This window comes from Streptomyces sp. NPDC032822 (assembly GCF_055578825.1).
In genome coordinates this window covers 47171-69247 of the sequence record NZ_JBVIOL010000006.1, presented here as the reverse complement: position 1 = coordinate 69247, position 22077 = coordinate 47171, and the positions used below count along the sequence as shown (strand labels likewise).

22 protein-coding genes are annotated in these 22077 nt (G+C 71.3%); 15 read left to right on the top strand and 7 right to left on the bottom strand.

The window, feature by feature from the left end; all coding sequences use genetic code 11:
• Nucleotides 1-202: 202 nt before the first annotated feature.
• Nucleotides 203-1108, bottom strand: coding sequence for an RNA polymerase sigma factor SigF (locus tag ACZ5VD_RS18355; RefSeq protein WP_468548826.1), 906 nt, complete (start codon nt 1106-1108; stop codon nt 203-205).
• Nucleotides 1109-1346: 238 nt separating this feature from the next.
• Between ACZ5VD_RS18355 and ACZ5VD_RS18350 the strand changes: the two genes are divergently transcribed.
• The 6 genes from ACZ5VD_RS18350 (at nt 1347) to ACZ5VD_RS18325 (ending at nt 6867) form a co-directional block, all read left to right on the top strand.
• Nucleotides 1347-1733: an STAS domain-containing protein gene (locus ACZ5VD_RS18350; protein WP_468548825.1), complete on the top strand. Its 387-nt coding sequence runs from the start codon at nt 1347-1349 to the stop codon at nt 1731-1733.
• A gap of 238 nt (nt 1734-1971) precedes the next feature.
• Nucleotides 1972-2523, top strand: a complete 552-nt coding sequence (locus tag ACZ5VD_RS18345) for an ATP-binding protein (protein ID WP_468682709.1) — start codon at nt 1972-1974, stop codon at nt 2521-2523.
• 205 nt (nt 2524-2728) lie between these two features.
• On the top strand, nt 2729-3463 hold the full coding sequence (locus ACZ5VD_RS18340; RefSeq protein ID WP_468548823.1) for an LPXTG cell wall anchor domain-containing protein: 735 nt from the start codon (nt 2729-2731) through the stop codon (nt 3461-3463).
• A gap of 34 nt (nt 3464-3497) precedes the next feature.
• The gene (locus ACZ5VD_RS18335) at nt 3498-4361 is read left to right on the top strand and encodes a hypothetical protein (RefSeq protein WP_468548822.1); all 864 of its coding nucleotides are present in this window, start codon (nt 3498-3500) and stop codon (nt 4359-4361) included.
• A 77-nt stretch (nt 4362-4438) separates the two neighbouring features.
• A complete protein-coding gene (locus ACZ5VD_RS18330) occupies nt 4439-5572 on the top strand; it encodes a hypothetical protein (RefSeq protein ID WP_468682878.1) in 1134 nt (377 codons plus the stop codon).
• A gap of 2 nt (nt 5573-5574) precedes the next feature.
• Nucleotides 5575-6867 carry a hypothetical protein gene (locus tag ACZ5VD_RS18325; RefSeq protein WP_468682708.1) on the top strand — a complete coding sequence of 431 codons (1293 nt, stop codon included), beginning with the start codon at nt 5575-5577 and terminating at the stop codon, nt 6865-6867.
• Between the two features lie 152 nt (nt 6868-7019).
• Here ACZ5VD_RS18325 and ACZ5VD_RS18320 read toward each other — a convergent pair whose 3' ends face one another.
• A complete protein-coding gene (locus tag ACZ5VD_RS18320; RefSeq protein ID WP_468548820.1) occupies nt 7020-8558 on the bottom strand; it encodes a peptide MFS transporter in 1539 nt (512 codons plus the stop codon).
• Between the two features lie 345 nt (nt 8559-8903).
• Between ACZ5VD_RS18320 and ACZ5VD_RS18315 the strand changes: the two genes are divergently transcribed.
• Nucleotides 8904-9581 (top strand): response regulator transcription factor, encoded by a 678-nt coding sequence (locus ACZ5VD_RS18315; protein ID WP_468548819.1) that lies wholly within the window; start codon nt 8904-8906, stop codon nt 9579-9581.
• Between the two features lie 68 nt (nt 9582-9649).
• Nucleotides 9650-10927 carry an ATP-binding protein gene (locus ACZ5VD_RS18310; protein ID WP_468548818.1) on the top strand — a complete coding sequence of 426 codons (1278 nt, stop codon included), beginning with the start codon at nt 9650-9652 and terminating at the stop codon, nt 10925-10927.
• Between the two features lie 22 nt (nt 10928-10949).
• On the opposite strand, the gene ACZ5VD_RS18305 is transcribed toward ACZ5VD_RS18310, so the two are convergent.
• Nucleotides 10950-11507: a GtrA family protein gene (locus tag ACZ5VD_RS18305; RefSeq protein ID WP_468548817.1), complete on the bottom strand. Its 558-nt coding sequence runs from the start codon at nt 11505-11507 to the stop codon at nt 10950-10952.
• Between the two features lie 153 nt (nt 11508-11660).
• Here ACZ5VD_RS18305 and ACZ5VD_RS18300 point away from each other — a divergent pair, with 153 nt between their 5' ends.
• The 3 genes from ACZ5VD_RS18300 to ACZ5VD_RS18290 are packed head-to-tail and all read left to right on the top strand — an operon-like array spanning nt 11661 to nt 14514.
• On the top strand, nt 11661-12800 hold the full coding sequence (locus ACZ5VD_RS18300; protein ID WP_468682707.1) for a 5-(carboxyamino)imidazole ribonucleotide synthase: 1140 nt from the start codon (nt 11661-11663) through the stop codon (nt 12798-12800).
• The gene (purE, locus tag ACZ5VD_RS18295) at nt 12797-13321 is read left to right on the top strand and encodes a 5-(carboxyamino)imidazole ribonucleotide mutase (RefSeq protein WP_468548815.1); all 525 of its coding nucleotides are present in this window, start codon (nt 12797-12799) and stop codon (nt 13319-13321) included. The genes ACZ5VD_RS18300 and purE overlap by 4 nt, the downstream gene beginning before the upstream one ends.
• 5 nt (nt 13322-13326) lie before the next feature.
• Nucleotides 13327-14514 carry a dipeptidase gene (locus ACZ5VD_RS18290; RefSeq protein ID WP_468682706.1) on the top strand — a complete coding sequence of 396 codons (1188 nt, stop codon included), beginning with the start codon at nt 13327-13329 and terminating at the stop codon, nt 14512-14514.
• Nucleotides 14515-14531: 17 nt separating this feature from the next.
• On the opposite strand, the gene ACZ5VD_RS18285 is transcribed toward ACZ5VD_RS18290, so the two are convergent.
• The gene (locus tag ACZ5VD_RS18285; RefSeq protein WP_468548813.1) at nt 14532-15197 is read right to left on the bottom strand and encodes a response regulator transcription factor; all 666 of its coding nucleotides are present in this window, start codon (nt 15195-15197) and stop codon (nt 14532-14534) included.
• A gap of 172 nt (nt 15198-15369) precedes the next feature.
• On the opposite strand from ACZ5VD_RS18285, the gene ACZ5VD_RS18280 reads away from it, so the two are divergent.
• Nucleotides 15370-16524: a dipeptidase gene (locus ACZ5VD_RS18280; protein WP_468548812.1), complete on the top strand. Its 1155-nt coding sequence runs from the start codon at nt 15370-15372 to the stop codon at nt 16522-16524.
• Between the two features lie 13 nt (nt 16525-16537).
• Here the strand turns inward: ACZ5VD_RS18280 and ACZ5VD_RS18275 are convergent, their stop codons facing one another.
• Nucleotides 16538-16966, bottom strand: coding sequence for a VOC family protein (locus ACZ5VD_RS18275; protein WP_468682705.1), 429 nt, complete (start codon nt 16964-16966; stop codon nt 16538-16540).
• Nucleotides 16967-16981: 15 nt separating this feature from the next.
• Nucleotides 16982-17341 carry a VOC family protein gene (locus ACZ5VD_RS18270; protein WP_468682704.1) on the bottom strand — a complete coding sequence of 120 codons (360 nt, stop codon included), beginning with the start codon at nt 17339-17341 and terminating at the stop codon, nt 16982-16984.
• A 90-nt stretch (nt 17342-17431) separates the two neighbouring features.
• Between ACZ5VD_RS18270 and ACZ5VD_RS18265 the strand changes: the two genes are divergently transcribed.
• Nucleotides 17432-17923, top strand: coding sequence for a CGNR zinc finger domain-containing protein (locus ACZ5VD_RS18265; protein ID WP_468548809.1), 492 nt, complete (start codon nt 17432-17434; stop codon nt 17921-17923).
• Between the two features lie 768 nt (nt 17924-18691).
• Here ACZ5VD_RS18265 and ACZ5VD_RS18260 read toward each other — a convergent pair.
• Nucleotides 18692-20035, bottom strand: a complete 1344-nt coding sequence (locus tag ACZ5VD_RS18260) for a UDP-glucose dehydrogenase family protein (RefSeq protein ID WP_468682703.1) — start codon at nt 20033-20035, stop codon at nt 18692-18694.
• Nucleotides 20036-20279: 244 nt separating this feature from the next.
• Here ACZ5VD_RS18260 and ACZ5VD_RS18255 point away from each other — a divergent pair, with 244 nt between their 5' ends.
• Both ACZ5VD_RS18255 and ACZ5VD_RS18250 read left to right on the top strand, forming a co-directional pair.
• Nucleotides 20280-21437 (top strand): acyl-CoA dehydrogenase, encoded by a 1158-nt coding sequence (locus ACZ5VD_RS18255; protein ID WP_468548806.1) that lies wholly within the window; start codon nt 20280-20282, stop codon nt 21435-21437.
• A gap of 247 nt (nt 21438-21684) precedes the next feature.
• Nucleotides 21685-22047, top strand: a complete 363-nt coding sequence (locus ACZ5VD_RS18250; protein ID WP_468548805.1) for a four-helix bundle copper-binding protein — start codon at nt 21685-21687, stop codon at nt 22045-22047.
• Nucleotides 22048-22077 lie beyond the last annotated feature (30 nt).

Genomic DNA, 22077 nt, shown 5'->3' with positions numbered 1-22077 from the left:
CCGGCCCTGTCCGGCCCTGTCCGGCCCTGTCCGGCCGTGTCGGCACCGCGTCCACAGTTTCCTGGCATTGCGGTCTGCTGCCGACCGGACGGGGCCCGCAGCCGGTGTTTCCTGGAGGGCGAGCCCCGGCCGACGCACGGCGACCCGGTCCGAACCGGACCGGGTCGCTCGCTCATGTCACCGTGGGCCACGCCCGCCGCCGTCACTCCTCGACTGTCAGACCCTTCCGCAGTTTCACCAGCGTCCGCGACAGCAGTCGGGACACGTGCATCTGCGAGATGCCGAGTTCGTCGCCGATCTCGGACTGGGTCATGCCCGCGACGAAGCGCAGGGAGAGGATCTTGCGGTCGCGGGAGGGGAGCTCCGCGATGAGCGGCTTCAGCGACTCGACGTACTCGATGCCTTCGAGCCCGTGGTCCTCGTAGCCGATGCGGTCCGCGAGCGCGCCCTCGCTGTCGTCCTCCTCCGGCTGGGCGTCCAGGGAGGAGGCGGTGTACGCGTTCGACGCCGCCATGCCCTCGACGACCTCGTCCTTCGAGAGCTCCAGCCGTTCCGCGAGCTCGCCCACCGTGGGGGCGCGGTCCAGCTTCTGGGCCAGCTCGTCGCCGGCCTTGGCCAGGTCGAGCCGGAGCTCCTGGAGCCGGCGCGGTACGCGCACGGACCACGAGGTGTCGCGGAAGAAGCGCTTGATCTCGCCCACGATGGTTGGCATCGCGAAGGTGGGGAACTCCACACCGCGGCTGAGCTCGAAGCGGTCGATCGCCTTGATCAGGCCGATGGTGCCGACCTGGATGATGTCCTCCATCGGCTCACTGCGGGAGCGGAACCGGGAGGCGGCGAACTTGACCAGGGCGAGGTTGAGCTCGACGAGCGTGTTGCGGACGTACGAGTACTCGTGCGTGCCCTCCTCCAGCGATTCGAGGCGCGCGAAGAGGGTCTTCGACAGGGCCCGTGCGTCCACCGGCCCGACCTCGTCGAAAGGCGGGATGTCCGGGAGCCCGGCGAGTACGTCGTCCTGCCCGATGGGATCCAGATGTTCCGGGGGGGATGTCGACGTCGCTCGGGGGGTATGCGATTCGTCGAGCCGGGGTGACATGATGTCCTCCATCGTTCTCGGCATAAGGCTGCCGGAGCCAGTTGGTGCACTGCGGTGTGCGGCGCCTCCAAAGCCGGCCGTGTCGAGTACGTGTCCCTACTAGGCCTACCCGGTTCCCCGAGGCAACCGCAAGTGCATTCTGTGTGGTTATGTCCGTTTGCGGGTGATTGTTCAGGTGTCGGGGAATGTGGAGAAGGCGTAGTGTTCGGGGGCGTCAGTCAGCAGCCACGACGTCGGGAGAGAAGACGGCATGGACCGCGGGACAGTCGGCAGCGCACAGTCGGGCCGGCTTCTGGTCGAGGTTCGGGAAACGGGCTCCAGTGCCGTCGTGACCCCGGCGGGTGAGTTGGATCACCACACCGCTGATTTGTTGCGCGAGCCGCTCGACGAGTGCCTCGCCAAGGGATTCAGTCGGCTGGTGGTCGACTGCTCGCGTCTGGAGTTCTGTGACTCCACCGGGCTCAACGTACTGCTGGGCGCCCGGCTGAAGGCCGAGGCGGCCGGGGGCGGGGTGCACCTGGCGGGGATGCTGCCGGTGGTCGCGAGGGTCTTCGAGATCACGGGAGCGGACGCGGTGTTCACCGTGCACGCCACGGTGGAAGCGGCCCTGGCCGACGAGCCGGGCGAAGCCGGCTGAGCCGGCGGACCGGTCCGTGAACGAGCCGACTGTGCCTCGCCCGTCCCCCTGTGACCGGTTTTTTTCAGGCGTCACGGCTTTCCTGTCGAATACAGGGGTGTTCTGCCGGTGCGGTCGGGCAGGAGACTCCCGTACTGACTGTTCGGTGAGCGACTGCGCGGGAACGGACCGCGCAGGTTTTTTGAATCGTGAACTGGTGAATCATCGTGAACTGGTGAATCGGTGAGGTGAAGCGCTGATGAGCACCACCCGGCCTTACCCGCCGGGCGACCGCAGCCCGGAGCCCAGCGGCGCTTCCGGGGCGCCCGAGGGGTCCGAGGGGGGCGTACCCGTGACCGGGTCGTCCGACGAGGACGCTGCCGTGTCGTCGGGAGGGCGCGGGCGTCAGGTCCGCAGGCTGAACTTCGAAGGTGAGAGCGGGGTCGTCCCGCTCGCCCGCGACTTCACCCGCCAGGCGCTGTACGCCTGGGGCTGGCTGCCCGCCGAGGGCGCCGACCAGCGGGCCGCCGCCGAGGACGTCCTGCTCGTCGTCTCCGAACTGGTCACCAACGCCTGCCTGCACGCCGAGGGACCGGACGAGATGTGGATCACCTGCGACAACAAGGTGATCCGGATCGAGGTCGCCGACAAGGGTGCCGGTCAGCCGGCCCCCCGCACCCCGCACCGCGCCGGCCGCCCCGGCGGTCACGGCATGTTCATCGTGCAGCGGCTCTGTCTGGACTGGGGCGTCATCCGTACCCCCGGGGCCTCGGGCAAGACGGTCTGGGCCGAGCTGGGGGCGCCGGCGTAACCCGCCCCTGAGCCGCCCCTTCAGTCCCCCCTTGGGGTTACCCACGGTTCGGTCCCGGCTCGCCCGACCCGGCACCCGGCGCGGTACTCGACACGGCGCCCGACACGGCACCCGCGCCGGATCGCCACAGATCCGGCGCGCACTTTGTCTTCCCTCTCCACGACCCCGGGCGTACCTTGACGGCCGATCTGATGTGCCGTCAGGAATGAGGCCCGAGGTGTCGAACCGGACGTACCAGAAACGAACCGCCGCGCTCGCGTCCGCCGCGGCCCTGGCCGGCTCGGCGGTGCTGATGGCCGCCCCCGCAGCCCACGCCGAGGTCGTCGACGTCAACTACCAGTGCAAGACGCCGATCGGCGACAAGAGTGCCGTGTCGCCCATCGACATCGAGGCCGTCAAGAGCGGCAGCGCCTACAAGCTCACCATGTCGTGGCAGAAGGGTGTCTCCTCCAGCCCCGTCGAACTGGGCAAGGGCGCGATGAGCCCGAGCGCCACCATCAAGCTCGGCGGCGCCGACAGCGGGACCGTCGCGGTGACCGGCCCCGCCAACCAGGCCGCGATCCCCGCCGACACCCCCATCAAGATCAACGACCTGTCGGGCACGTACACACCGAAGAAGTCCGGCAAGGTCACCTTCACCGCGGGCGTGCTCACCATCAAGGCGCTCGGCACGACGACGACCTGCACGCCGACGAACAACCCCGGGCCCTCGCTCAGCCTGGACGTCACGGCTGCCGGGGGCGGCTCGCAGGACGGCTCGGGGTCCGGCTCGGGCTCCGATTCCGGTTCGGGATCCGATTCCGGCTCCGGCTCCGAACTCCCGCAGACCGGACCCGAGGACTCCGCGATCGCCCTCGGCACGCTCGGCGGCACCGTGCTGCTCGCGGGCGCGGCGGGCGCCCTGTGGCTGACCCGGCGGAACCAGGCGGCACGCCGCTGACGGATCCCACCCCGTCCGACCGCTGGAGCCGCCTGTGCCGTCCGCCGCCCGTGTCCTGCGCCTGTCGTGTCTGTCGTGCCTGTCGCTGCTGGTCCTGCTGGGATCCGTCCCGGCCGCGTCCGCCGCCGACGGGTGGTCCCTCGCGCCCTCCGGCGGCGGACGCCCGTCCTTCTACGGCGAGGGTGCCCCCGGCAGCGTCCTTCAGGACACGGTGTCCGTGACCAACCCGGGCGGGACGGCGATCACCGTACGGCTGCACGGCACCGGCACCCCGATCGCCTTCGCGGACCGCACGGTACGCGTCCCCGCCCGCACCCGTGCCGACGTCCCCTTCACGGTGACCGTCCCGGCCGGCGACCGCGGGGCCGAGATCGTCGCGCGCGGCACGGACGGCGGGACCCGGCGGGTCGGACTCCGACTGCGGGCCACCGCACCGGAGGTGTCCGACCTGTCCGCGCTGACCGTCGAGCGGGTGGCGGTACGCGGCGACCGGATCACGTACGAGCTGGTCAACCGGGGTACGACCACCCTGGTGCCGAGGCTCGCCGTGCACGCGGACGGCCTGTTCGGCCCGGTCCTCGACCATGCCCCGCGCACCCTGCCCGTCGAACTGCCCCCGGGCCGACGCCTCCGCCTCACCGAACCATGGCCCGACCGGCCCGCCCTCGACGCGGTGAAGGTACGGCTGACGGTGACGGCCGGTCGGGGCGCGCACGACACGGGGGAGACCTCGGCACGGTTCGTGCCCCGGGGCGCGGTGGCGGGAGGCGCGGTGGCCGTGTCGCTCGGGGCCCTCGTCGTCGTACGACGGCTCCGGCTCCGGCGCCGTCGGCGGGACGGCGGCGAGGTGCTCGAACACCCGCGGACGGACGTCGAGTTGACGGGAGCGATGACGTGAGCTTTGGCGTGGGACGCGGCCGGAGGGCCGGCGTGAACCTCCGGGGGAGCGGCAAGTTGCGGGGGCCGGTGCTGGCGATGGTGCTCGCGCTGCTCGTGCTGCCCCTGGCGGGCGTGGCGGGAGCGGCCGTGGCCGCGGACGGGCCCGGCGTGAAGCTCTCCAAGTCGCAGGCGGGCACCGGGGGTTCGATCACCGTCACCGGGGACGGCTGGCGAGCGCGGGCGCTGCTGATGGTCCTGATCTGCGGACAGTCCGTGCCCTCGCGGGGTGTGGTCGGCGGCACCAACTCCTGTGCCAACGCGGACGGCCGGGCCGTCACCACCGACGCCCAGGGGCGCTTCAGCCGGAAACTGCCCGTCTCCGAGCCGCCGGTGCCCTGCCCGTGCGTGGTGCACGTGGCGACCGTCGAGGGCGCGAAGGCGGAGGCCGACACGATCTTCCAGGTCGCCGGGCACGCCGTCGAACCGCTGCCCGCCGAGACGGCCGGCGGCCGGCTGTCCGTGCTCACCGACACCCGCCTCGACGGGTCGAGCGGGCTGCTGACCTGGTTCGGGGCACCGCCCGCCCGCACCCTCGTCTTCACCGTCGGCAACGTCGGCACCTCCGCCGTCAAGAACCCCGTCTTCCAAGTCGGCACCTCCCACGGCGTGTTCGCCCCGCAGTGGCAGGAACAGCCGTGGCGCGGCACGATCCAGCCCGGGAAGAAGGCGCAGATCAGACTGCCCGTCGAGCTCCCGGGCGGCGCCCACGGCGGCTACACCGTGTCGCTGAAGTACGGCGGGAAGGTCCTCGCCGAGCAGCCCTGGGGCGTGGGCCGGCCCTGGGGCGTCACCCTGTTCTGGGTCCTGGTCTGCCTGGTCGTCCCGGCCGCGGTGTTCCGCACCGGGATGGCGGTGGTGGACCGGGTACGGCCACGGCGCGCGGGCGGGGCCCGCGCCGCCCGCCGGGGGCTGCGCCTGCCCGAACTCACCCTGCGGCTGCCCGGCCCGAAGTCCTCCCCGCCCCAGCCGCCCCCCTCCGCTTCGACCCTGCCGTGGTTCACCCCGGATGCCGATCCGGGGACGGCCGGTCGGCTCTCCGCACCGCACGACGACAGCCAGAGAAGCCCTGCGGCTCCCACGGGTCCGGCGACTCCCGGGAGTCCGGCGACTCCCACGGGTCCGGCGACTCCCACGAGTCCTACGGCTCCCACCAGGAAGGGACCCACGTGAGCATGCGAAGGAGAGTCACACCGGCCGGTGTACTCGGTGGACGAAGAGTGGGGGTGGGCGCGGCCGGCGCGGTCCTGCTGCTCGTCGGTGTCGCCGCGGTCCCCGCACAGGCCGCCGAGGTGGCGTACGCGACGCGGTGCGTGCCGCCCGCCGCCGCCGGGCTGCCCCCGGTCGACGGCACCACCGAGGTGGAGATCACCGCGCCGGCCACGGCGACCGTCGGCGACCAGGTCGAGGTGGTCTGGAAGTTCGTCCAGGCCGCCTCGAAGAACCCCGACCTGATCGACCTGCCCGCCGACTCCGTCCAGCCGTCCGGCACCCTCAAGGCGGCCGGTGCCCAGAGCGCCGACATCGCGATGCGAGGGCCGCGCGAGAACCCCGCCATCCCCAAGGGCGGGGCCATGGTGCTGGCCGACATGAAGGGCACGCTGAAGCTGACGGCACCGGGGGAGGTGACGCTGACGCCGGACGCGTACGCCATCAACGCCTTCTCGACGGACACCAAGTGCGCGCCCACGGAGACCGTGAAGGCGGCGGCGACCATTGTCGTGGCCGAAGGGGACGGCACGTCGACGCCGACCACCACGCCCACCGAGACCGACACCTCCACCCCCACCTCCACGCCCACGGGCACGCCGAGCGCCACCGCGACCGAGAGCGACGGGACCGGGCAGACCGACTTCACCGGCAAGGAGGTCGAGGTGCCCTACGCCTGCAAGACGCCCATCGGGGACAAGGACGCGACCTCGCCGGTGCAGATCAACGCCAAGAAGAACGGCGGGAGTTACGACCTCACCGTGCAGTTCAAGGGGTCGGTGATGGACAGCCCGGCCGACATCCCCAAGGACTCGGTCAAGCCGTCGATGGAGGTGGTGCTGGGCGGATCCGACACGGGCACGGTGCATGTGGAGGGGCCGACCAACGCGGAGGACATCAAGTCGGGCGACCCGATGACGATCCCGGACCTGACGGGCACCTACAAGCCGGGCGCGACCGGTGAGTCGACCCTGTCCCCGGGCGTTCTCACGGTCATGGCCCTCGGTACGACGACGACCTGCACGCCGACCACGTCGGAGGTCTCGCTCACCCTGGACACCACCGAGCAGGCGAGCGGCGCGTCCGGCGGTTCCGGGTCCGCGTCCGGGTCGGCGGGAGGCTCCTCCACGACCGGCGGCCTGGCCGAGACCGGCGCCTCCGACAACGCCGGGCTCAAGGCCCTCGGCCTGGTCGCCGGCACGGCGGTCCTGCTCGGCGGCGCGGTCTTCACGTTCCTGCCGGGCCGCCGGACGCGGTAGCGGGCGCCCTGGGGCTCCGCCCCCAGGCTCCCGGACCTATCGCGCCCAGCACCCGACCCGGTCGGACGGAGAAGTGACCGCCCGGACCCGAAGGGCCGCCGCACCCCAGCGGGTGCGGCGGCCCTTCGTCGGTACGACCGGGTCGGCCGGACTCAGTGCACGTCCCCCATCAACGACCTGACCTTCCGGCGGTACATCCACACCGCGAAACCGGCGAGGACCGCCAGGGCCGCCTCGCCGCACACGGCGGGTGTGCCGCCGAGGTCGACGCCGGCGACGGCCGGGTTGGAGAGGAGGCCGGTGATCGAGTCGCCCGCGGTGACGGCGAGGAACCACACGCCCATCATCTGGCTGGCGTACTTGGCCGGGGCCATCTTCGTCGTCACCGACAGGCCGACCGGCGAGAGGCACAGCTCACCGACGGTCTGGATGAAGTAGATGCCCACCAGCCACATCGGGCTGACCTCGGTGCCGTCCGCGGCCATGGCCAGCGGGATCAGGAAGAAGAAGAACGACACCCCGATCAGGACCAGCGCCATCGCGAACTTCACGATGGTGCTCGGCTCCCTGCCGTTGCGGTTCAGCCACAGCCAGACCCAGGCGAAGACCGGGGCCAGCGCCATGATGAACAGCGGGTTCAGCGACTGGTACCAGGAGGAGGGGAAGTCGAAGCCGAGCAGCGAGCCCGCGGCCTTGCCCTCGCCGAACGCCTGGACCGTGGACGCGCCCTGGTCGTAGATCATCCAGAACACGGCGGCGGCGACGAAGAACCAGATGTAGCCGGTCATCCTCGACTGCTCGGTGTCCGAGAGGTCCTTGTCCCGCTTGATGCGCAGCAGCACACCCGCCGGCACGACCAGGCCGATCACGGTGAGCGGGATCATCGCCCAGTTCAGGGTGAAGTGGCCGGTGTAGCCGACGACGCCGTAGAAGACGGCGGCGACGATCACCCAGAGCAGGCCCTTGCGCAGCCAGGACGCGCGCTCCTCGGCGGCCAGCGGCTTGGGGACCAGGCTGCTGCGCGGGCTCAGGTCGCGGGTGCCGAGCAGGAACGCGGCGAGACCGATCGCCATGCCGACCGCGGCCAGGCCGAAGCCGAGGTGCCAGTTGACCTCCTGGCCGACGGTGCCGATGGCCAGCGGGGCGAAGAAGGCGCCCACGTTGATGCCCATGTAGAAGATCGTGAAGCCGCCGTCGCGGCGCGGGTCCTCCGGGCCGTCGTACAGGTGGCCCACCATCGTGGAGATGTTGGCCTTCAGCAGACCGGAACCGGCCGCGACCAGGGCCAGGCCCGCGAAGAACGGTGCCTGACCGCCGGGCAGCGCCAGCACGAGGTGACCGGACATGATGGTGACGGCGGCGATGGCCACCGTCTTGCGCGGGCCCCAGACCCGGTCGCCGAGCCAGCCGCCGGGCATGGCGAGCAGGTACACCATCGCCGAGTAGACGGAGACGATCACCGTGGTGGTGGCCACGTCCATGGCCAGGCCGCCGCCCATGCTGCCCTTGCCGGCGTCGGGGCCGCCGGAGAGCAGATAGACGGTGAGCAGTGCCTTCATGCCGTAGTAGGAGAACCTCTCCCACATCTCGGTCATGAAGAGAGTGGCCAGTCCGCGGGGGTGGCCGAAGAAGGTCTTCCCGGATCCGGGGTTGCCCGGGGTGGCGGGGTCCTTCGTCAGGCTGGACGCCATGGTCGATCCTTGCTGGTCGGGACACGCCGTGAAGAGCTGGCGGGAACCAGCCCGCACGCAAAAAGAGACCTTCAGCGTCAAACACCCGCCAAAGGTCCCTGTGGTGCTACAGGCGTTGAATCACCATACGGCAGGACAGCACCGGATATGGAAGGACTTGAGGCGCGGATCACAGGTGGCGGGGGAACCGTGCACACCTTTTCCAAGGTCTCTACAGAGATCCACCACCAGGACATAGGTTCATACCAAGTTTAGGGGTGGTTCGGGGTCCGGCATGTCCCTTGGTAAGAATCACCCTTGGCGATCACACTCCACCTCTTGTCATCAGCGGACTACCATCACCTCATGACCCGTGTACTGCTCGCCGAGGACGACGCGTCCATCTCGGAGCCCCTGGCCCGCGCCCTGCGCAGGGAGGGCTACGAGGTCGAGGTGCGCGAGGACGGACCCACCGCGCTCGACGCCGGCATCCAGGGCGGTATCGACCTGGTCGTGCTCGACCTCGGCCTGCCCGGCATGGACGGCCTCGAAGTGGCCCGCCGACTGCGCGCCGAGGGCCTCGCCGTCCCGATCCTCATCCTGACCGCGCGCGCCGACGAGGTGGACACCGTCGTCGGCCTCGACGCGGGCGCCGACGACTACGTCACCAAGCCCTTCCGGCTCGCGGAACTGCTGGCCCGCGTCCGGGCGCTGCTGCGCCGCGGTGCCGCGGAGCCGGCGCAGCCGCCCGCCACCCACGGCGTGCGCATCGACGTCGAGTCGCACCGGGCGTGGATGGGCGAGGAGGAACTCCAGCTCACCGCGAAGGAGTTCGACCTGCTGCGGGTGCTGGTGCGGGACGCGGGACGGGTCGTCACCCGGGACCAGCTGATGCGGGAGGTCTGGGACACCACCTGGTGGTCGTCGACCAAGACCCTCGACATGCACATCTCCTGGCTGCGCAAGAAGCTCGGCGACGACGCGGCGAACCCCCGGTACATCGCCACCGTGCGCGGGGTCGGCTTCCGCTTCGAGAAGAGTTGAGCCACCGGCCGTTGAACCCGCCCGGCAGGCGTCCGCCCGCCGGGCAGGCGCCGAAGAGGTAAGAGGCCATGCGTCGCCGTCTGATCCAGTCCACCCTCGCCGTGGTGCTCGTCGTCATCGCCGTGTTCGGGGTGTCCCTCGTCATCGTCGAGACCCGAACCATCAGCAACAGCGCCCAGGAACGCGTGGACCTGGAGGCGGCCCGGCTGGCCAGCATCGTGGACAGCAGGCTGCTGGGCGCCGGGAACGTCAACGCGGAGGTCCTGAAGGACCAGGTCACCGCGGACCGCTACGCCGTGATCCGGATCCCCGGCGAGGCGCCCATCGAGGTCGGCACCAAGCCGACCGGTGACGTCATCCGCGCCCAGGCCAAGGGCGAGGAGGGCGAGACCGTCGTCGTCCAGGAGCCGCGCTCCTCGGTGACCCGGGAGGTCGGCCGCACCCTGCTGATCATCGGGCTGGTGGCCCTGCTCGCGGTGATCGCCGCGGTACTGCTGGCTATCCGGCAGGCCAACAAGCTCGCCTCCCCGCTCACCGACCTCGCCGAGACCGCCGAACGCCTCGGGTCGGGCGACCCGCGGCCCCGCCACAAGCGGTACAGCGTCCCCGAGCTGGACCGGGTCGCCGACGTCCTGGACTCCTCCGCCGAGCGCATCGCCCGCATGCTGACCGCGGAACGCCGGCTCGCCGCCGACGCCTCCCACCAGCTGCGTACACCGCTGACCGCGCTGTCCATGCGGCTGGAGGAGATCACCCTCACGGACGACCCGGACACCGTGAAGGAAGAGGCCACCATCGCGCTCACCCAGGTCGAGCGCCTCACCGACGTGGTCGAGCGGCTGCTCACCAACTCCCGCGACCCGCGGACCGGTTCCGCCGTCACCTTCGACCTCGACGAGGTCATCCAGCAGCAGCTCGCCGAGTGGCGGCCCGCCTACCGGGGCGTCGGCCGGGCCATCGTCAGCTCCGGCAAACGGCACCTCCAGGCGGTCGGCACGCCCGGGGCGGTCGCGCAGGTGCTGGCCGCGCTGATCGAGAACTCCCTCATGCACGGCGGCGGCACGGTCGCGCTGCGCACCCGCGTCACCGGCAACCAGGCGGTGATCGAGGTCACGGACGAGGGGGCGGGGGTCCCCGCCGATCTGGGCGCCCGCATCTTCGAGCGGGCGATCAGCGGCCGCAACTCCACGGGCATCGGCCTCGCGGTCGCCCGGGACCTCGCGGAGGCCGACGGGGGCCGCCTGGAGATGCTCCAGACGCAGCCACCGGTGTTCGGCCTGTTCCTGTCGCGTACGCCGCTGAGGAAGGCGTCGGCACAGGACGACGAGCCGACGACGGTTCGCTGAGACGGGGAACCGGGACCCGCTCCTACGGCACGCGCTGCGTGGGCCGCGGCTTCTTGGCCTCCGTGGCCAGAATCGACTCCGCGTCGGCCACGGTCACCTTGGCCGGAAGTGTGCGGAACACCCAGGTGCGGTACGACCAGAAACGGAAGAGCGTGGCTATCCCGATGCCGAGGAACTTGAAGATGTTGCTCTGCAGCGGGCTGTCCCAGCCGAAGCCGTAGGTCGCCACGTAGAGCACGCCGTTCTCGATGACCAGGCCGACCACGCTGAACAGCAGGAACAGCGTGAGTTCCTTGGTCCGCCCGCTCTTGTCGCGGTCACGGTAGGTGAAGTAGCGGAACCCGACGTAGTTGAAGACGATCGCCACGACCGTCGCCATCACGCTGGCCCGCACGACCTGGAGGTCGGTGGTGTGCCGCGTGAGGTTGAACACGAGCAGATTGACCAGGACCCCGGCCCCGCCCACCGCCCCGAACTTGACGGCCTCACGCACCAGTCGGTCGACGCGCTGCCGCGCCGCACCGGGCACAGGAGGGGGTGCCGGAGACGCCGTGGGAGACCCCGAGGAACCATGTTCCATGGCTGTCCAGGCCCCCGTTCGTCGGTTTCGTCAACCCAGCCATGCTAACCACCCCCACTTGGTGATTGCCTGTGGATGAACTCACACCCGGACAAAGGAACCACTCGCGGCAGGGGAAATCGGCCACCTCCGTGTGGCCGATACCCTGGGGGCGTGACGTTCCCGGTAGTCGGTATGGTCGGCGGGGGGCAGCTCGCTCGTATGACACACGAGGCGGGCATCCCGCTCGGCATCAGGTTCAAGCTCCTCAGTGACACCCCGCAGGATTCCGCGGCACAGGTCGTGAGCGAAGTCGTCATCGGCGACTACCGCGACCTCGACACGCTGCGCGCGTTCGCCCGGGGCTGTGACGTGATCACCTTCGATCACGAGCACGTCCCCACCGAGCACCTCAGGGCTCTGGAGGCGGACGGCATCCCCGTCCGCCCGGGGCCCGACGCGCTCGTGCACGCCCAGGACAAGGGGGTGATGCGGGCGAGACTCGACGCGATCGGAGTGCCGTGCCCACGGCACCGGATCGTCTCGGACCCGGCCGACGTGGTCGCCTTCGCGGCGGAGGGCGACGGCTTCCCCGTCGTCCTCAAGACCGTCCGCGGCGGCTATGACGGCAAGGGCGTGTGGGTCGTCGACAACGCCACCGAGGCCGAGGACCCCTTCCGCGCGGGTGTCCCCGTCCTCGCCGAGGAGAAGGTCGACTACGTCCGTGAGCTGGCGGCCGACGTGGTGCGCTCTCCGCACGGCCAGGCGGTCGCGTACCCGGTCGTCGAGTCGCGCCAGGTGAACGGCGTCTGCGACACGGTGATCGCCCCCGCCCCCGGCCTGGAGGAGGCACTGGCCCTCCGGGCCGAGGAGATGGCCCTGCGCATCGCGAAGGAACTGGACGTCGTCGGCCACCTCGCCGTCGAGCTGTTCCAGACCCGCGACGGGCGCATCCTCGTCAACGAACTCGCCATGCGCCCGCACAACTCCGGCCACTGGTCGATGGACGGCGCGATCACCTCCCAGTTCGCCAACCACGTCCGCGCGGTCCTGGACCTGCCCCTGGGCGACCCGCGCCCGCGCGCCAAGTGGACCGTCATGGTCAACGTCCTCGGCGGCGACTACCCGGACATGTACTCCGCGTACCTGCACTGCATGGCCCGCGACCCCCAGCTGAAGATCCACATGTACGGCAAGGACGTGAAGCCCGGCCGCAAGGTCGGCCACGTCAACACCTACGGCGACGACCTGGACGACGTCCTGGAACGCGCCCGTCACGCAGCCGGTTACCTGAGAGGCACGATCACAGAATGAGCCCTGTTGTTGGCATCGTCATGGGGTCGGACTCCGACTGGCCCGTCATGGAGGCCGCCGCCCAGGCCCTCGACGAGTTCGAGATCGCGTACGAGGTCGACGTCGTCTCCGCGCACCGCATGCCGCGCGAGATGATCGCGTACGGCGAGCAGGCCGACGGGCGCGGCCTCAAGGTGATCATCGCGGGTGCGGGCGGCGCCGCCCATCTCCCCGGCATGCTCGCCTCGGTCACCCCGCTGCCGGTCATCGGCGTCCCGGTCCCGCTGAAGTACCTCGACGGCATGGACTCGCTGCTGTCGATCGTGCAGATGCCGGCCGGCGTGCCCGTCGCCACGGTCTCCGTCGCCGGGGCCCGCAACGCCGGACTGCTCGCCGCCCGCATCCTCGCCACCCACGACGAGGAACTCCTCGGCCGGATGCGGGAGTTCCAGCAGGAACTGAACGACCAGGCCACCGAGAAGGGCAAACGGCTGCGCGCCAAGGTCGACGGCCCGGGCAACGGCTTCGGCTTCGGGAAGTGACCCGGATGACCTCGTCGACCTCGTTGGAGGAAGTCCGGGAACTGCTGCGGGAGTTCCCCGTCGTCGACGGGCACAACGACCTCCCCTGGGCACTGCGCGAACAGGTCCGCTACGACCTCGACGCCCGGGACATCGCCGGCCACCAGGGCGCCCACCTGCACACCGACATCCCGCGCCTGCGCGAGGGCGGGGTCGGCGCGCAGTACTGGTCGGTGTACGTCCGCTCGGACCTGCCCGACGCGGTCCCGGCGACGCTGGAACAGATCGACTGCGTACGGCAGTTGCTGGCGCGCTATCCGCAGGACCTGCGCCGCGCGCTGACCGCCGCCGACATGGAGGCGGCGCGCGCGGAGGGCCGTATCGCCTCCCTGATGGGCGCGGAGGGCGGGCACTCCATCGCCGACTCCCTCGCCACCCTGCGGGGGTTGTACGCGCTCGGCGTCCGGTACATGACCCTCACCCACAACGACAACGTGGCGTGGGCGGACTCGGCGACCGACCGGCCGGGGGTCGGCGGGCTGTCGGCGTTCGGCCGCGAGGTCGTGCGGGAGATGAACCGCGAGGGCATGCTCGTCGACCTCTCGCACGTCGCCGCCACGACCATGCGGGACGCGCTGGACACCTCGTCCGCGCCGGTGATCTTCTCGCACTCCTCCTCGCGGGCCGTGTGCGAGCACCCCCGCAACATCCCGGACGACGTGCTGGAGCGGCTGCCGGCCAACGGCGGGGTCGCGATGGTGACGTTCGTGCCGAAGTTCGTGCTCCAGGCGGCCGTCGACTGGACGGCCGAGGCCGACGAGAACATGCGGGCGCACGGCTTCCACCACCTCGCCACCACCCCCGAGGCCATGAAGGTGCACCGCGCCTTCGAGGAGCGCACCCCGCGCCCGGTCGCGACGGTCTCGACGGTGGCCGACCACCTGGACCACATGCGCGAGGTGGCGGGCGTGGACCACCTGGGCATCGGCGGCGACTACGACGGCACGGCCTTCACCCCGGACGGCCTGGACGACGTCTCCGGCTATCCGAACCTCCTCGCCGAACTGCTGGACCGCGGCTGGTCGAAGCCCGACCTGGCCAAGCTGACCTGGCAGAACTCGGTACGGGTGCTGGGCGCGGCGGAGGACGTGGCACGTGACCTCCAGGCGCGGCGGGGGCCGTCCAACGCGACGATCGCCTCCCTCGACGGCTGAGCGCGAGGAGGGCCGGGTCAGTCGCGCGGCATGGTGTAGCCGACGCCGCGTACCGTCCTGATCAGCGACTGGTCGTCGTCGTTCAGCTTCCGCCGCAGGTAGTAGACGTACGTCTCGACCGTCCCGGCACGGAAGGGCGCGCCCCACACCCGGTCCAGGATCTGCCGCTTGGTGACGACCTGGCCCGCGTTGTCCAGCAGATAGGCGAGCAGTTCGAACTCCCGGTCCGAGAGGTCGATCCGGGTGCCGTCCCGCCAGACCTCGCGGCGCGCCGGGTCCACCGCCAGGTCCCCGTGGCGCAGCAGCCGGGTCTCGTCCGCCAGGTCGCGGGCCAGCAGTTCCCGGACGCCCTCGATCGCCTCGGTCAGCTCGAACGGCTTGGTGACATGGCCGTCCGCGTCCGTCCGCACGCGCCCCACCTCCGCCCGGGCCCCGCTGTCCTCGCGGTCGGTGACGAACAGCACCGGCGCCTGGACGCCGGCGGCGCGCAGTCCGTCGTAGGTGCGGGGGCCGTCGCCGTCGGGCAGGGCCATGTCGAGGACGACCAGATGGGGGCGTACGGCCCGGCCCACAGGTATCGCGAAGCGGCCTCGGCTGGCCGCGTACACCTCGAAGCCGAGTTCGCCGAGCCGTGCGATCAGGGGCCGGGCGCCGGGGTCCGCGTCCACCACGAGGACACGCACCGGGCTTGGTCTTTGAATGTTCACGAACTTAAGGACGAAGATCCGTGGCCAAAGGTGCCCGTGATCTCCCCCGAACGCCCCGCCCACCAGGAAGGCCCCCTGGCTCCGTGCGACGGTGACCGTACTGCGGTCAGGACGATCGCGACGTACCTCACGACGTACGGAGCCCGCCATGACAGACCTCCAGGACGAACTGCAGACCACCACAGAGGTCGGCGCGCTCGACGACCTGCCGGAGCCGCTCGCCGATCCCTTCGCGACCTCCCCCGCGCCGGGGGAGGAGGCGCTCGCGCCGGTCGCCCCCGCCCTCAGCGAGGACGCCTCCCCGCTGGAGCGGGCCCGCGCGATCCTCGACGAGCACCCCGTCGCCGACGGCTACAGCGGACTGCCCTGGGCGCTGCGCCACCTGCCCTGGTTCGACCTGGAACTCGGTGAGAGCTCCGTCGACACCGACGTACCGCGGCTGCGCGAGGGGCATGTCGGCGCGCTGCTGTGGGCGCTGCACCTGCCCGAGGGCCTCGACGGCGACCGGGCCGTCGGCGCCACCCTGGAACAGCTCGACCTGGTCAAGACGGTCGTGCGCGCCCACCCCGAGGGGCTGCGCCTCGCCTTCACCGCGGGCCAGACCACCGACGTACGCAACTGTGGTCGCGTCTCCGTTTTGCTGGGCCCCGCCGGAGCCGCCGCCCTCGGCGACTCCCTCGGCATCCTGCGCTCCCTGCACGCCCTCGGCCTGCGCGCCCTCACCCTGACCGGGGCGACCTGGGCCAGCGAGGCCGGACTCACCCGGTTCGGCGAGGAGGTGCTGCGCGAGATGAACCGCCTCGGTGTGCTCGCCGACCTCTCCGGCGCCTCCGAGGGCACCGTCCGACGGGCCCTGGCCGTCTCCAAGGCGCCGGTCCTGTGCACCCGGTCCGCCGCCCGCGCCCTGCGCCCGCACCCGGCCAACCTGCCCGACGACCTGCTCGTCGAGCTGGGTGCCGCCAAGGGGCTGTGCATGGTCCCGCTGACCGCGGAGCAGACCGGCCCGACCGTCCGGGACGTCGCCGACCACCTCGACCACGTCCGCGCGGTCGCGGGCGCCGAGTGCGTCGGCCTGTCCGGCACCTACGACGCCGGGACCGCCCACCCGCAGGAACTCGGCGACGCCTCCTGCTACCCGCACCTCATCGCCGAACTCCTGCGCCGCGGCTGGTCCGAGACCGACATCGCCCTGCTGACCTGGGGCAACGTCCAACGCGTTCTGCGCGGCGCGGACTTCACGGCCCGGGCGGCCCAGGAGCGCCGGGAACCGTCCACGGCGAAGATCGCCGAACTGGACGGCTGAGGGCCCGGACGGGCTACAGGGGGTCGATCCGGCAGAGGCAGAAGGGGTGCCCCGCCGGATCGGCGTACACCCGGAAGTCCTTCTTCTCGAAGTCCTCCCGGTCCAGGACGCGTGCCCCCAGCGCCAGCACCCGCTGCTCCGCCGCGTCCATCTCCTCCCAGGTGGTCCCGCCGTCGAAGTCGAGGTGGAACTGCTGGGCGTTGCGGTCGGCGCGCGGCCACTCCGGCGGGACGAGGCCGGTGGCCCGCTGGAAGGCGAGCCGCGGTCCGTCCGGAATCCGCAGGACGACCCAGTCGTCGTCCTCCGCCTCCGGTGTGCCGCCGCCGACCTTGGCGTAGAAGGCGGCCAGCGCGTGCGGGTCGGGGCAGTCCACGACCACGGAACGCAGGCGGGCGACCGGTGTCGCGGGTTCCGCGCGTGTCACGGGTGTCACGGGTTCCATCAGGGTCCTCCCGGCTCAGCAGGCGCAGAGGCAGAACGGGTGCCCCGCCGGGTCCGCGTAAACCCGGAAGGTCCGGGAGCGGTCCTCGGCGTCCAGCGGCTTCGCGCCGAGCGCCAGCACCTCCTTCTCGGCCGTGTCCAGGTCCTCGACCTTCAGGTCCAGGTGGAACTGCTGCGAGTGGTCGGGCTCGGGCCACCGGGGCGCTACGAACCCGGGGGCGGCCTGGAAGGCCAGCGTCTGCCCGTCGGACAGCTTCAGGTCCACCCACTCTCCCTGGTCCTCGACGGTGCCGCCGAGGACACCGGCGTAGAAACCGGCGAGGGCGCGGGGGTCGGGACAGTCCAGTACGACGACGTCCAGTTTGGCGACAGCCATGACTTCCTCCTCGAAGTCGGGGTTACCTGTAGAGCAGGGTAACCAGTAACGGTTACCTCATGCATCCCCATTGGCAGTAACGTCTCAGAGGTGAGTGAACGATCGCCCGCGCCCGGCGGGCTGGCCCTCGTCCAGTCCCTGGTGAACACCCTGGACCTGGAGTCGGGCACCGACGCGCTGACCGGAGCGGGGTTCGGGCTGACGCCGGACGACCTCCCGGCCGCCCGTGAGCTGCGCGAATCCCTGCGCGCGGTGCTCCTCGCCCACGCGGGCCACCCCCCGCACCGCACGGTGACCCCGCTGGGCGAGCTGCTCGCGCGGGCGCCCCTGGTGGTGACGGTCGACGCGGGGGACGGCTCGGCCGCCCTCGCCCCCGCCGACGGCGAGCCGCTGCTCTCCCGGGTCGCGGCAGCCGTCGGCCAGGCCCTCGTCGAGGGCACCTGGACCCGGCTGAAGGCCTGCGAGGCCGCCGACTGCCACTGGGCGTACTTCGACCGCAGCCCGGCCGGCCGCGGACGCTGGTGCTCGATGCAGGTGTGCGGGGCCCGGGCGAAGATGCGCCGTTACCGGTCGAAGGACTGACCCGGGCCGCCAGGCCCTCGCCGCCCCGTCTCCGGTGCCTCCCCCTCCCTCCCCGGTGCCGCCGACCGGGACCCGACCACCGGCAGACACGGCACGGCGACCCCGGCGACGCTGCCGACCGGCACGAGCGGCGGATCGAGCGGGCGCACCGCCGCGGTGGCGGTGGTCTGCGGGGCCGGGGGAGGGCGACGGCCCTCGCGGTACCCCGCGTCGCGCGCAGGACCGCCGCCGTACGCCGCCCCGCCCTCACGCGAACTCCGCCACGACGAGCAGCCGCAGCCGAGCAGCCGCCGCCGGGTGACCGGCAGGCGCCACGGCAGCCGGAACCCGGAGGCGCGGCGCGGCAGCCGTACCAGGCGGTGGGTTCGGCGAGCGAGCGGCCGGGCGACGGCGAAGGGGGAGGGTCGGTGGACAGGGTGACGGTCGTCATCCCGAAGTCCTCGGAAAGCGGTTCCCGAAGCGCGGTGGGGGTGTGGAGAATGGGGAGGCGCCGCTCCGGCCGGCTGAGCCCCGGCCGGAGCGGCGTCCCCATGGGGCACGGGCCACGTCAGCAGGTGTCGGTGAGGAAGCCCGTCCTGGGCGTGAGCATGTGCCCGGCCCAGACGGTGCCGTACCCGGTGCCCGTGTCGAACCGCCGCCGACTCCTCCGTGTGACCGCAACTCACCTGTGCCGACGGGGAGTTCACCCGTTCCCGTCCCGGGCGCCTGCGCGCGCCGGCGTCTCCCGGCACGGCTGGTCCGGCCGAGGGCGGCGGGGTCGGTGGGGCGTCAGGCCGTCGGTCGTCCCATGGCCCGGTATCGCCACCCGGCCCGCCGCCACAGCTCCGGGTCGAGGGCGTTGCGGCCGTCCAGGATCACCCGGTCCGCTGCGGCCTCGCCGAGCGCCGCCGGGTCCAGCTCGCGGAACTCGCGCCACTCCGTGAGGTGGAGGACGACATCGGCGCCCCGGACCGCCTCGACGGCCGAGTCGGCGTACCCGAGGGTCGGGAAGAGCCGGCGGGCGTTGTCCATGCCCTTCGGGTCGTACACCGTCACCTGGCCGCCCTGGAGGTGGATCTGCCCGGCCACGTTCAGCGCGGGCGAGTCACGGACGTCGTCCGAGTCGGGCTTGAAGGTGGCGCCGAGCACGCCGACCCGCTTGCCCAGGAAGGAACTGCCACCCAGCACCTGCCGGGTCAGCTCCACCATCTGGCCGCGCTGGCGCATGTTGATCGAGTCGATCTCGCGCAGGAAGGTCAGCGCCTGGTCGGCGCCCAGCTCGCCCGCCCGGGCCATGAAGGCGCGGATGTCCTTCGGCAGACAGCCACCGCCGAAGCCGATCCCGGCCCGCAGGAACTTCTTCCCGATCCGGTCGTCGTAGCCGATCGCCTCGGCCAGCTTGGCGACATCACCGTCGGCGGCCTCGCAGACCTCCGCCATCGCGTTGATGAAGGAGATCTTGGTGGCCAGGAAGGAGTTCGCGGACGTCTTCACCAGCTCGGCGGTCGGGAAGTCGGTGACCACGAAGGGGGTGCCCGCGGAGATCGGCGTCGCGTACACCTCGCGCATCAGCTTCTCCGCCCGCTCGCTGCGCACGCCCGCCACGATCCGGTCCGGACGCAGGGTGTCCTGGACGGCGAAGCCCTCGCGCAGGAACTCCGGGTTCCAGGCCAGCTCGGCGTCCTCCCCGGCCGGGGAGTTCTCGGCGAGGTAGCGGGCCAGCCGGTCGGCGGAGCCCACCGGCACCGTCGACTTGCCGACGACGAGGGCGGGGCCGGTGAGGTGCGGCGCGAGGGAGGCGATGGCGGAGTCGACGTACGACATGTCACAGGCGTACTCGCCGTGCCGCTGCGGAGTGTTCACGCAGACGAAGTGGACGTCGCCGAACGCCGCCACCTCCGCGAAGTCCATGGTGAAGCGCAGTCGCCCGCTCGACCCCTCGATCCCGGCGACATGCTTGCGCAGCAGGTCCTCCAGACCGGGCTCGTACATCGGGACCTCGCCCCGCTGCAGTTTCTCGATCTTCTCCGGTACGACGTCGAGCCCCAGCACCTCGAAGCCGAGCTCGGCCATGGCGGCGGCGTGCGTGGCGCCGAGGTAGCCGGTGCCGATCACGGTGATCTTGAGGCTCATTGTGGTGCTCCAGGGGGGACGGCCGTGGGGTGCGTGGGGTGCGCGGGAAGAGCATAGTCGGGGCATGACAGGAGGCTTCAGCGGGCGAACCGGTGGGCAACTCTCCCGCTGTCGCCAAGCTCACGTATCACTCACGTGGGCAGGCCCCTAGAATTTTGGTTACTTAACGGTAATTAGCATCAGCGCCACCATCGGTACCGCACCACCACCTCAGTACCGCAGCGTCTTTGGAGCGTGAGACACCTTGGCCGGATCGGCTGACTTCGACCTGTACCGCCCGTCCGAGGAGCACGACATGCTCCGCGACGCGATCCGTTCGCTGGCCGAGGCGAAGATCTTGCCGTACGCCGCCGCGGTCGACGAGGAGTCCCGCTTCCCGCAGGAGGCCCTGGAGGCCCTGGTGGCGGGCGACCTGCACGCCGTCCACGTCCCCGAGGAGTACGGCGGCGCCGGCGCGGACGCGCTCGCCACGGTGATCGTGATCGAGGAGGTGGCGCGGGTGTGCGCCTCGTCCTCCCTCATCCCGGCGGTGAACAAGCTCGGCTCCCTCCCCGTGATCCTCTCCGGATCCGAGGAGCTGAAGAAGCGGTACATGACCCCGCTCGCCAAGGGCGACGCGATGTTCTCGTACGCCCTCTCCGAGCCGGACGCGGGCTCCGACGCGGCCGGCATGAAGACGAAGGCCGTCCGCGACGGCGACCACTACGTGCTGAACGGCGTGAAGCGCTGGATCACCAACGCGGGCGAGTCCGAGTACTACACGGTGATGGCGGTCACCGACCCGACGAAGCGCAGCAAGGGCATCTCCGCCTTCGTCGTCGAGAAGTCCGACGAGGGCGTCTCCTTCGGCGCCCCCGAGAAGAAGCTCGGCATCAAGGGCTCGCCCACCCGCGAGGTCTACCTGGACAACGTCCGCATCCCCGCGGACCGCATGATCGGCGACGAGGGCACCGGCTTCGCCACGGCGATGAAGACCCTCGACCACACCCGTGTCACCATCGCCGCCCAGGCTCTCGGCATCGCCCAGGGCGCCCTCGACTACGCCAAGGGTTATGTCCAGGAGCGCAAGCAGTTCGGCAAGCCCATCGCCGACTTCCAGGGCATCCAGTTCATGCTCGCCGACATGGCCATGAAGATCGAGGCGGCCCGGCAGCTGACGTACGCGGCGGCGGCCAAGTCGGAGCGCGGCGACAAGGACCTCACCTTCCAGGGCGCGGCGGCCAAGTGCTTCGCGTCGGACGTGGCCATGGAGGTCACCACGGACGCCGTCCAACTCCTCGGCGGCTACGGCTACACCCGCGACTACCCGGTCGAGCGCATGATGCGCGATGCCAAGATCACGCAGATCTACGAGGGCACGAACCAGGTCCAGCGGATCGTGATGGCGAGGAACCTGCCGTAACCCCCGCCGCACCACCGCAGTGACAGAAGCCCCCGGAGAGGATCCGGGGGCTTCTGTCGCGCATGACGCTCCTGCCCCTGGTGACGTTCCCGCCCCCCCCGTATCTCCCATGCCGCTTCTGCCGGTTCGGTCGTGCGGCATTCGTAGCGGATTGTTCGTGTCCGCCCGATGGCGCCGGGCGGGCGAGAGGCGTAGGACGGGAAGGGTACGGGGCCCGCCCCGGGCTCCCGCACCACCAGGAGGAGCCATGACCCAGCCCGGAACCATGTCCGCGATGAGCAAGGAGATGCAGGACTGCGTCGAGGCGTGCATGGCCTGCCACAGCGTCTGCGAGGAGACCATGAGCTCCTGCATGCAGAGGGGCGGCCAGGCCCAGATGCAGATCATGCGCGCGCTCATCGACTGCGCCGACACCACCCGCGTGTGCGCGGACATGATGATGCGCCGCTCGCCCCTGTCGGCCGAGATGTGCGCCCTGTGCGCCACGGCGTGCGAGATGTGCGCCGAAGCGTGTATGTCCATGCCGGACGATCCCCAGATGATGCGCTGCGCGGAGGCGTGTCGCCGCTGCGCGGAAACCTGTCGGGCCATGGCGGGCGCCACCATGTGACGCCCCTGCCCGACCGTGTCCGAGGGCGCC

What these genes read in the sequence shown, in the direction of transcription:
- ACZ5VD_RS18290 (WP_468682706.1), top strand. Translation starts at nt 13,327, where the DNA reads ATGACCTCGTCGACCTCGTTGGAGGAAGTCCGGGAACTGCTGCGGGAG.
- ACZ5VD_RS18355 (WP_468548826.1), bottom strand. Translation starts at nt 1,108, where the DNA reads ATGGAGGACATCATGTCACCCCGGCTCGACGAATCGCATACCCCCCGA.
- ACZ5VD_RS18280 (WP_468548812.1), top strand. Translation starts at nt 15,370, where the DNA reads ATGACAGACCTCCAGGACGAACTGCAGACCACCACAGAGGTCGGCGCG.
- ACZ5VD_RS18330 (WP_468682878.1), top strand. Translation starts at nt 4,439, where the DNA reads ATGGTGCTCGCGCTGCTCGTGCTGCCCCTGGCGGGCGTGGCGGGAGCG.
- ACZ5VD_RS18345 (WP_468682709.1), top strand. Translation starts at nt 1,972, where the DNA reads ATGAGCACCACCCGGCCTTACCCGCCGGGCGACCGCAGCCCGGAGCCC.
- ACZ5VD_RS18325 (WP_468682708.1), top strand. Translation starts at nt 5,575, where the DNA reads ATGCGAAGGAGAGTCACACCGGCCGGTGTACTCGGTGGACGAAGAGTG.
- ACZ5VD_RS18270 (WP_468682704.1), bottom strand. Translation starts at nt 17,341, where the DNA reads ATGGCTGTCGCCAAACTGGACGTCGTCGTACTGGACTGTCCCGACCCC.
- ACZ5VD_RS18340 (WP_468548823.1), top strand. Translation starts at nt 2,729, where the DNA reads ATGAGGCCCGAGGTGTCGAACCGGACGTACCAGAAACGAACCGCCGCG.
- ACZ5VD_RS18275 (WP_468682705.1), bottom strand. Translation starts at nt 16,966, where the DNA reads ATGGAACCCGTGACACCCGTGACACGCGCGGAACCCGCGACACCGGTC.
- ACZ5VD_RS18305 (WP_468548817.1), bottom strand. Translation starts at nt 11,507, where the DNA reads ATGGAACATGGTTCCTCGGGGTCTCCCACGGCGTCTCCGGCACCCCCT.
- purE (WP_468548815.1), top strand. Translation starts at nt 12,797, where the DNA reads ATGAGCCCTGTTGTTGGCATCGTCATGGGGTCGGACTCCGACTGGCCC.
- ACZ5VD_RS18260 (WP_468682703.1), bottom strand. Translation starts at nt 20,035, where the DNA reads ATGAGCCTCAAGATCACCGTGATCGGCACCGGCTACCTCGGCGCCACG.
- ACZ5VD_RS18315 (WP_468548819.1), top strand. Translation starts at nt 8,904, where the DNA reads ATGACCCGTGTACTGCTCGCCGAGGACGACGCGTCCATCTCGGAGCCC.
- ACZ5VD_RS18310 (WP_468548818.1), top strand. Translation starts at nt 9,650, where the DNA reads ATGCGTCGCCGTCTGATCCAGTCCACCCTCGCCGTGGTGCTCGTCGTC.
- ACZ5VD_RS18350 (WP_468548825.1), top strand. Translation starts at nt 1,347, where the DNA reads ATGGACCGCGGGACAGTCGGCAGCGCACAGTCGGGCCGGCTTCTGGTC.
- ACZ5VD_RS18250 (WP_468548805.1), top strand. Translation starts at nt 21,685, where the DNA reads ATGACCCAGCCCGGAACCATGTCCGCGATGAGCAAGGAGATGCAGGAC.
- ACZ5VD_RS18320 (WP_468548820.1), bottom strand. Translation starts at nt 8,558, where the DNA reads ATGGCGTCCAGCCTGACGAAGGACCCCGCCACCCCGGGCAACCCCGGA.